The following is an 8,290-nucleotide window of genomic DNA, read 5'->3' on the forward strand; positions in this document are numbered from 1 at the left end:
GGAATCCTCAAAAGCAAAATTGCAAGCTTTTGGGCCCCCAAAGCCCGAAAGCTTGCAATCTCAAAACGCCTCTCGCCAGAAAATTCGACTCCCGCTCAATGGCTTGGAAGTTCTTCACGCACGACTAGGTCTCACCGCGCCGACTGGAGTCCCCTCTTCTGTTTGTGCGGCGATTGCGGAACGGCTCATTCATCTATGCCGTGCTGTCTGTGAAAGGATGCAATCGAAAGGTTGACGGATAGCTCGGGTAGCTCAAGGGCGCTTTTACCCGATCAGGGGACAGCGGGACATCGCGCAACCGCGGAGCAGTTTCGCTTGCAAACACATTCGCCAGCGCTGTGGATCATGCCCATCCCGTTACGGCTATTTTGCGCTGCACTCTTTGACTCTTTGCTATTAGCGCCTCCTGGCGGCTGCCGCATCTTCGGTCAAGCATCCGCGTGCAATTACGACGTCCGGTGGCAAAATGAGCTGGCGTCAAGTTTCCGGAACCTTCATAATCGATCACAGGAGGCATCAATTGCGGCCCGATTGGAAGGGCCTGGGCGAGGGATGACTGACCCGGTCGGCGCATGCCCAATCAGAATAGCCTCTCTTCGCGAGTATCATCGTTGGAACTCCGCAAAGCGCATTCAAGCTAGCCATAATCCGCCAGTGTCCAGATCATGCCGCGCAAGTTTCTGCTAGTGTCTCTGCGGATCGCCCAACGCCGGATCACACAATGCCAACCGGCCGTGGTTGCGAGAACCCTTCTCTCGCCCCGTACTGGCCCCACGGCAACACTCGAACGCGGTAGCCCCACGGGCTCTCAATGTCAATCTTGCAAATTCCGTGGTACGATTTCTTGTGTGCGGGCCGATTCCGGTCTGCGCAGTAAGCGATCTCATTTGAGATTTAAGGGAGGGGCATATGGCCAAGAAAGCGAAGAAGACTACCGTTAAAAAGGCCAAAAAGAAGAAGATGAAGAAGTGAGTCTTCAACGACCTTCTGCTCGTTCCTAGCACGATGCCTGCGGCGGCAACGTTTGGATGGTCGACGTCGCTTTGGTCTGAATGGACCGACCAACGGTTGGGCCGGACCGAATGGCGCTTAGGGCACCGTGCAGTCCGGCCCTCAAATTCTTACAGCCTTTCTGCCAGCTCTGCCCTGAGTTGGCCGAGGCTCTAATGTAATCCATTCATCACCGTCACGACTTTCGTTAGCAGGACGCCAGTCGACGTCAGCGCGGCAAGGCTGATAATCATTTGCGCCAGGCAGGTGCGCTTTAGCGTCACCGTTTCTGGATCGGGAAACAACATGACCGGACTCGCCATCGTCAGCTCCGTGAAGCGGTGAACGCGTTTGTAATGGCCGAGAAATAGGGTGAGTCGCGCCGATCGCGATGCAGTATATTTGTTGCTCATGAGGTTGACTCTTCACCGACTCGGCTGCGGCAATCTCGCGGGAACGAATTGAGATGCCGCGCCGAATCGCTTGCCTAAGTTCAGGTAAACAAAAGATTAACGGCTTCCGTCGCACGGCTAAAAGGCCCCGCCCGAGTGGGTTGGGCGGGGCTCGGTGGAGAGAACCTCAGTCGCCGCTCTTCCGCGGCCGCGACCAGAGCAGGGTATGACCTTCGTCTTCATCCTCGAACAGGTTCGCGTAGATCGGCGCGTTGAACGAAGGATCATCGAGCTTGAGCGAAAGGTAGTCACGGCCCTCCTCTGAGCGCTTCGACCAGGCTGCCCCGATCTCGGCCCGGCCAACGTAGACGCGGTGGCTGGGCGCGTTCTCGTTTGTGCGGTTGGGCTCGGCGACGATGCGGACGCCCTTCGCCTGCACGCTCAGGGTGACGATCTCGCCCTGAAAATCATTGCCGACCTTCCTAAAGGAACCGATGTTAGCCATGTCACTTCTCCTTGAATTTTCGAGCCCGCGACCACCGCGGCCTCGATGGTGATCGAGAGGCCGAATGACGATCGGCGACGCATCCGCTCGCGGGCCGGAGCGCAGCGGAGGACGCTAGCCGGAAGACTTTCTTGGCTCGCGAGGAATGGGCGTCAGCCCAGGGGAAGAAAGTCTTAACGGCGGCGTTGCGGCTCAGACGATCGAGGCGGAGCCGGTCTTCGGCCAGATCAAGCCATCAAGAGGCAAGGTGCGTCCATGCGCTGAAAAGCCTTAAGGAGACGGGGCGGCGGACATTGGTTGTCCTGTACAAAAGGTCTAGCGGTTCAGCGAAGAAAGGAACAAACGTGCGGGAGAATTCGGGCGTCGGCCGCCGAAATAGCCGTTAGAGAACGCCCGCGCCGACACTACCAGGCGAATGATCGACATAACGGCCGTGAAGTGCTCTGAGGAGACCGCCTCTCGCTGCGATACCCGTTCTTGGCGATCTCGACGCGCCTAACGATTGAAGAGAACCCTGGGCGCCGAGCCGAAGGGCTATAGCCGTCCTGGCCGCGAGAACTGGTTGACGTTCGGTTCGCCCTTCCCTGACTGACTGAAGCGGGCCAAGCTCGGCCAATACGGTCATACGCGCCCGATTCCGTGTCACCGCACCAAGCGAGGATGGGCACCCCAACGTCCGATATCCAAGAATCACATGAAAACCAGCAACGGCCGCCGGCGTGGCAAAGACTGCCGCCATGGCGGCGCGCAAGACGAATGACCGCGCGATGGCAAAGGTGATCTGATCGATGCGGAGCATCAGCGCGGCGGCAGCGATGCCGACGAGCAACGCAACCGATGGCGCCCGCGCACTAGGAAATCCATCACGCCGGCAGTGAACCTAACTAGGAATGGAAGGGCGTCTAGGCGAGAGCAAAGATCGGAGCAGAATACCCGATGCGAAGGTATTGACGAAGTCCGAGAGCCATTCGCGCGTTCACCATGACCTGGACGCGAGGTTCCACACCAAAGCCGGAAATAGGCTCACTGTCTAACCGCTTCGAGGTGGCGAATGTGCCCGGGTGGCGCGATTGCGTCGGTTACGACGCTTACCCTATGCAGGGAGATTTCGAAATCGGCATGGACGCCGCTCACGCGCCGCTATCCCCAAACTTCCAGACCGGGATGCCGAGTCGTTTCGCCTTGTCGGCGAGATTGCTCTGGATGCCAGTGCCGGGGAAGACCATGACGCCGATCGGCAAGATCTCCAGCATCGCATCATTGCGCTTGAACGGTGCGGCCTTGGCCGTGCTCGGTCCAGTCGGGCTTGAAAGCAAATCGGCCGTGAGCCGCTCGAGTTCGACCGATCTGATTTCCGAGCCGTCCTGCTCACGCTGGCTCTTCCGCTGCGCTTGCTCATTGTCGTCGAGCTCGCGCTCAATGCGCTCTGTTGCACGGTGCAGGTTGACGGTCGACCAGAGCAGGTCATCGAGATCCGGGTCGAGGCGAGTGTCGCTTAGGGTTGCGACGAGGGCGTCGAAGATATCGGCGACAGCACCCACGATCATCTTGCTTTCGGGAAGCGATCTCGGGTCTGGCTCGTCGTTGAAAGCACGGTAGCCAAAGAGCTGAAGTTCGCTAATGACGTGATCAATCGGGGATGAGCCGTGCGTTGGTTCGAAATCGAGGTCGTTGCGATCGGATGTCATGGTCGAGGTCCTTTGCCCGGATCGGCCGCGCCCATCGCGGCCTTCGTGCGATCACCTGACGGCGGGCGGAACGGACCAGAACCCGAAGCGAAGCGAAGGGCCGCAGCGACAGCGGAGGATGGCGAAGTCCGGCTATTTTGGTTCGCGATGCAAAGGCGCGTGGCCGGGCCCCCGCGTAACTTTCTTCGCGGGGTGAACAGCGCCGGCGGAAAATAGCCGGGCGCAGCCATTGGCGGTCCGTTCCGATTGCTGTCCGATCGCCCTCTAGAAGGCCAGGGCACGGCCTCTCCCGGCACCATGGACCTTCCATCGACCTGCCGTGACGACGGCGCCAGCAACGCTGGCTTTAACCCTCCGCCATCACCAAGAAGCGGGCAACGTCCTGCGGCGCGAGCTGAATGCGCATGGCCGCTCGAAGCTCGTGGATGCCGAACGTGCGGAGATCCTCATTAAAATCTCCCAACCGAGGAGACAAAGCGATCGCCACGATACCAGCAGCCTCCGAGCGCTGCCTTAGGACGGCCGTTGCTGCGTCTCCCGCTGCATCCGCATCCCGGACGATGTAGAGGCGACGCAGCGTCGGCGGGAGCAGCATGGCAGCGAGGTGATTGGCCGATAGTGCGGCGGCCATCGGCAAGGCAGGCAGTGCGTTGCGCAGCGACAGGATGGTTTCGATCCCTTCGCCCGCGACAAGCACATCATTCGCCGTACCGAAACGAACTGCGTTGCCGAGCAGATCGCCCATTGCCCGTCGTGGTGTGTCGATCGGCGCGTTGCCGAGCCTAACCGGGTCAAAACCCTCGGGATTGAGCCAGGTCCGATGCGCGCCTGTCATCCGGCCATCGAGATCGGTGACGCGGGCAATCATTGCAGGCCAAATCTCGGTCCGCGCGTCCTCATCGAGCTGATAGTAGCAGCGTGGGTGGAAGCGCAGGCTCGCTCCGTGGTGCGGCTCAAAAATGGCGCGTCCGCGCAAATACGCCTCCACGATGGTCCCGTCGATCGGCCGAGATATCGCGAACAGCCGCCGCGCCGCTTCCGGCGATCCTGCCTTTACTGTTGCGCGGACGGGCTTCGTTGGGAGATCCGGGTGCGCCCGAGGCAGCTCAAGGAAGCGCGTTGCCTCGTTCACGACACCGCGAAATTCTATGAGGCCGCAGGTTTCGCGGATGATGTCGAGGAGATCACCATGTTAGCCCGTGGCGGCGTCGGTCCATTTGCCCGCAGCTCCCTTCGGAGATTTCAGTAACCGCACGAACATCGAGCGGCCAGGCGTGTTGCGGACGTCGCCGACCAGCCAGTAGCGCCCCACGCGCCGACCGTTGGAGAGATAGTGGCGGCATACCGACTCGGCCTCGCGCGCGAGGCGGCATGCCAGTTCGGAAGAATCGAACAGCATCAGGCGGCCTCGCCGTGGGCAGGTTCTTCCGCTGGGCTCAAGGCGAGATCAGGCAAGAACGCGAGCAGATAATCCGCGACTTTGCTGGCCTGCGAAGCGGCGCGGACGATTGCGCGATTGTCTTCGCGGAGCACCTCAAGCCACGAACTAATGTAGTCCGCATGCCGCACGGTCGGCACGATGCCGAGCGAAGCACAGCAGAATGCAGCGGATATTTCCGCGATGATTTCCTCGAAGGCGTATTTCTTGGTGCCGTAACTTCCGGATAGATCCCGGTTGAGACGAGAGGAATGGCCGCTGGCATGACCCAACTCGTGCAGAGCCGTGCGGTGCCAATTGATCGGCCCAAAGTAGGCGGCCGGAAATGGCACCTGAACGTAGTCCTCAGAAGGACAATAGAAAGCTCGGTAACCGCCGATCCGAAGATCGATGCAGCTGGCACTAATCAGCGCTTCGACTTGCGGCTCGATCATGTGAGGTAACGGGAGAGGCGCCATAGTCGACACCTCGGCTGGCAGCCCGTCACATTGGTCGGTATTGAAGACCGTAAAACGTTTCAGAAAGGGAATACAGCGCCCCATAGGATCAGGATGTTAATGCCGCTATATCGCCGATGTGTTGCTGCGTTGTAAGGCATGGCAAGCGGCGCCTTCGCCGCGGCCGTTCCCCACGGCTGGACCCAGGGCACGCACCCCGCCTCTAGCTCGGCAATCAGCCTATTCGTAATCTCGTCATAAAAATTGGTCCGGCTGGGGCTGCTCTGCGAAACTTGATTGTGCCTGAACATCGCGATTCTCCGCGACGGGCACCGCGAGCCTCTCTCGCGGCTATAAACCCGTCACGACAATCAAGGCCGCCACTCTTGGCTCTGGAGATCTCCTCGTCTTGGCCATCGGTGGGTCTCGACAGTGAATGCGATCCAGAGTCCCATCCTTCTCGAAGCCCAGGTCGTGGCCAGACGGTGTCGTTGCTGACCTCCCGGGTGACCACGCTGGCGCTGCCGCCTACCGCGATCACTCTGCTGGGCGCGGGACCCGTGCAGACCGGCTGCTGCTGGCTTGCGGTCTGGCGCCGTACCTGATGGCGGGCGCGTTCGCCGGCGTTACCGTGCATCGCCTCTCGCACCAGTGGATATTGTTGATCGCCAACTTGGCGGCAAGCTGGCCACGATTCCGCTGCTGGTGGGCCTCGGATAATCGATGGTCCAGCTGTGTACGGCGACGGCGCTGGTCGGGGTGGCGGCGGTAATCGCCGAGCTGGCTTATCTGGCGTGCGTACCAACCCTGGTGCACCAGACTCGGCTGGTCCAGGCGCAGAGTTTGTTGAGCTCCGCAGGCGCGCGCATTGGCAGCGGTCCGCTCCTAGCCGGCTGGCTGGTGAGCGCGTTCTCCGCGCCGACTGCGATCCTGGCCGACTCGGCCTCGTTCCTGCTCGCCGCTGCATTGCTGACGCTCGTGCCGATGCGCGCGGCCGCGCGATCAGCGGTCGCGTCGACCAGCTACTCGGCCAAATGGCTGAGGGCTAACCAGTGTGTTCGGCACCCGATTCTGCAGGCAGTCACGTTGGCCACTGGCACCTTCATCTTTTGGTACCGCACATTCGGCGGCTTTCCTGCTGCACCTGACGAAAGATCTGGGTTTGGAAGACGGGACCCGTAGGCATAATGCTCGGTATCGGTGCACTCGGTGGCGCCGTCGGCGCGGTCACCGCACCGTGGGCGGGACGTGCGATCGGCCTCGGGCCGGTGCTGGTCGCGCAGGCGCTCAGCGCTGGAGGCATGAGCTTGGCGGCGCTTCTCACCGGGTCGCGGTGGTGTGCGTGGCACTGTGTCAGTCCCTTTGGTTGGCCAAGGGATTTAGTCAGCGGTGAAGGCCAAGCTAGTCCAATGTTTTGATCACCATAAGCGGTCCCGTCTGCCGGTTAGAGACGCAAACTGTGCGTGTGTCGCAGCGGCGACCGCCAACCACAGCACCAGCGCCGCACCCAGCACGCTGCTGGCCAGCAACGTGGCACGCAGGCCCAATGGCAGCACCCGCCGCCGCCGACCAGCGCGCCCAGTGGCGCCAGCCCCACACCACGCTCCGGATGCTCGCGTTTACCCGGCCCTGTATCCGGTGCCGGGCAAGCGCATATCGAATGGGGACCGGCTGGAATCCGTACAGGACGAGACAAGTGGATAGAGAGTCGTCCGTAAAGAACCCGGATTTCAGTTCGGGACAAGCTGAAGGCGGAGAATGAGCTGGACGAGGGTTTGGCGCAACAGAGCTGCAGCCAGCGGAGGAGACGGCGGAAGTTGTAGCCGGCGGCGGGCGAGGATGGCATTGGTGGCATCGCCCTAGCGGTGCCAGAAATAGTTGCGGCCCAACCGGTGTTCGGACTTGAGATTGCCGACGGCCGGTTCGACGACTGAGCGGCCGCGCAGCTCGCGTGTGGCGTCACCCGCCGCCTCGGGCCAAACGCCCTGAATGTGTAATCGGCTGGCGCATTGTAGCCGCGATAGCCTTTGTCGAAAACCATTCGTCGTAGCGCGTCAGCGGGGGACGATCGAACACCAGGCGGTTCTGGAAGAACTCCTCGCCGCAGAAGAACTGGTAATAGGACTTTCTCATCCAGCACTCCCACAGCCCTTCATCGGAAAGGTCGTGGGTGGGCTTGAGGACGGCAAGTCAGCCGCGTCAGCAGCGGTCGTCGGCCCGGCTTGTCCTGGTAAACCGCCGAACCGTTCCTCGAGGAACGACCAATAGATCGTGCACGCAAACGTCACCAGCATGCTTCATGTGGATGATGCGCCCAGCCGCGAGCGCAGAGGATCGACCTGTCCGTCGTCCCATCGTTCCTTGGGTCGCTATCTTCTGCTCCGATGCGACCACGGAATCACGACCCGCTATTCGCTGGAATCGCAAAAATGAAAATCGCAAGCTTTCCGGCCTTCAAACCCGAAAAGCGTGTAATGTCAAACCTCACGCCGCTACAAAATCGACTGCCGCTCAATGGCTTGGACAGCTCATCACGAGCTACCGCCAGGGACAGGCTTAGGTTCGAATCGTTGTGCGGCTTAGTCCCTGCCGCGCGCACATCAAAATCCTTTCGATGAGCACCTAAGCGCGCGGAGCCGATACCTCTTCTCGAGTCATCGTCTGCGCATCGTAAATTCTGATCTGAAGCATTGGAAAGCGCTTCTTCAGATCTTTGAACCTCCTCCGAATTGATGGACACCTGTAGTAGGCTCGAAGAGCCAGGAGGTGTCGGATGGAAGGACGTCAACGTCGGTCGTTTACGGACGACTACAAGCGGCAAGCGGTTGATCTCGTAGCGT

Annotated in this window: 6 protein-coding genes and 2 pseudogenes; 1 reads left to right on the forward strand and 7 read right to left on the reverse strand. The window is 60.7% G+C overall.

Going from position 1 to position 8,290, the window contains the following annotated elements:
* Positions 1-1,163: 1,163 nt before the first annotated feature.
* From AC0QUY_RS41730 to AC0QUY_RS41750, 5 genes and pseudogenes are all read right to left on the reverse strand, one after another.
* Positions 1,164-1,403 carry a hypothetical protein gene (locus AC0QUY_RS41730; RefSeq protein ID WP_161855413.1) on the reverse strand — a complete coding sequence of 80 codons (240 nt, stop codon included), beginning with the start codon at positions 1,401-1,403 and terminating at the stop codon, positions 1,164-1,166.
* A gap of 166 nt (positions 1,404-1,569) precedes the next feature.
* Positions 1,570-1,887, reverse strand: coding sequence for a DUF736 domain-containing protein (locus AC0QUY_RS41735; protein ID WP_161855414.1), 318 nt, complete (start codon positions 1,885-1,887; stop codon positions 1,570-1,572).
* Positions 1,888-3,017: 1,130 nt separating this feature from the next.
* Positions 3,018-3,575: a hypothetical protein gene (locus AC0QUY_RS41740; RefSeq protein WP_161855415.1), complete on the reverse strand. Its 558-nt coding sequence runs from the start codon at positions 3,573-3,575 to the stop codon at positions 3,018-3,020.
* 346 nt (positions 3,576-3,921) lie between these two features.
* A pseudogene (locus AC0QUY_RS41745) lies at positions 3,922-4,974 on the reverse strand (DUF7146 domain-containing protein).
* Positions 4,974-5,761, reverse strand: a pseudogene (locus AC0QUY_RS41750) (ArdC family protein). The pseudogenes AC0QUY_RS41745 and AC0QUY_RS41750 overlap by 1 nt, the downstream one beginning before the upstream one ends.
* Positions 5,762-6,173: 412 nt before the next feature.
* Between AC0QUY_RS41750 and AC0QUY_RS41755 the strand changes: the two are divergent.
* The gene (locus AC0QUY_RS41755) at positions 6,174-6,632 is read left to right on the forward strand and encodes an MFS transporter (RefSeq protein ID WP_161855416.1); all 459 of its coding nucleotides are present in this window, start codon (positions 6,174-6,176) and stop codon (positions 6,630-6,632) included.
* A gap of 777 nt (positions 6,633-7,409) precedes the next feature.
* Here the strand turns inward: AC0QUY_RS41755 and AC0QUY_RS41760 are convergent.
* Both AC0QUY_RS41760 and AC0QUY_RS41765 read right to left on the reverse strand, forming a co-directional pair.
* Positions 7,410-7,583, reverse strand: coding sequence for a hypothetical protein (locus AC0QUY_RS41760; protein ID WP_161855417.1), 174 nt, complete (start codon positions 7,581-7,583; stop codon positions 7,410-7,412).
* A gap of 265 nt (positions 7,584-7,848) precedes the next feature.
* The coding region (locus tag AC0QUY_RS41765; RefSeq protein ID WP_474417183.1) for a hypothetical protein at positions 7,849-8,290 on the reverse strand (442 nt) is incomplete at its 5' end.

The sequence above is a fragment of the Bradyrhizobium sp. WYCCWR15520 genome, assembly GCF_056174665.1.

Coding starts and splice junctions, on each gene's coding strand:
- AC0QUY_RS41730 (WP_161855413.1), bottom strand. CDS start 1,403: ATGAGCAACAAATATACTGCATCGCGATCGGCGCGACTCACCCTATTT.
- AC0QUY_RS41735 (WP_161855414.1), bottom strand. CDS start 1,887: ATGGCTAACATCGGTTCCTTTAGGAAGGTCGGCAATGATTTTCAGGGC.
- AC0QUY_RS41755 (WP_161855416.1), top strand. CDS start 6,174: ATGGTCCAGCTGTGTACGGCGACGGCGCTGGTCGGGGTGGCGGCGGTA.
- AC0QUY_RS41740 (WP_161855415.1), bottom strand. CDS start 3,575: ATGACATCCGATCGCAACGACCTCGATTTCGAACCAACGCACGGCTCA.
- AC0QUY_RS41760 (WP_161855417.1), bottom strand. CDS start 7,583: ATGAGAAAGTCCTATTACCAGTTCTTCTGCGGCGAGGAGTTCTTCCAG.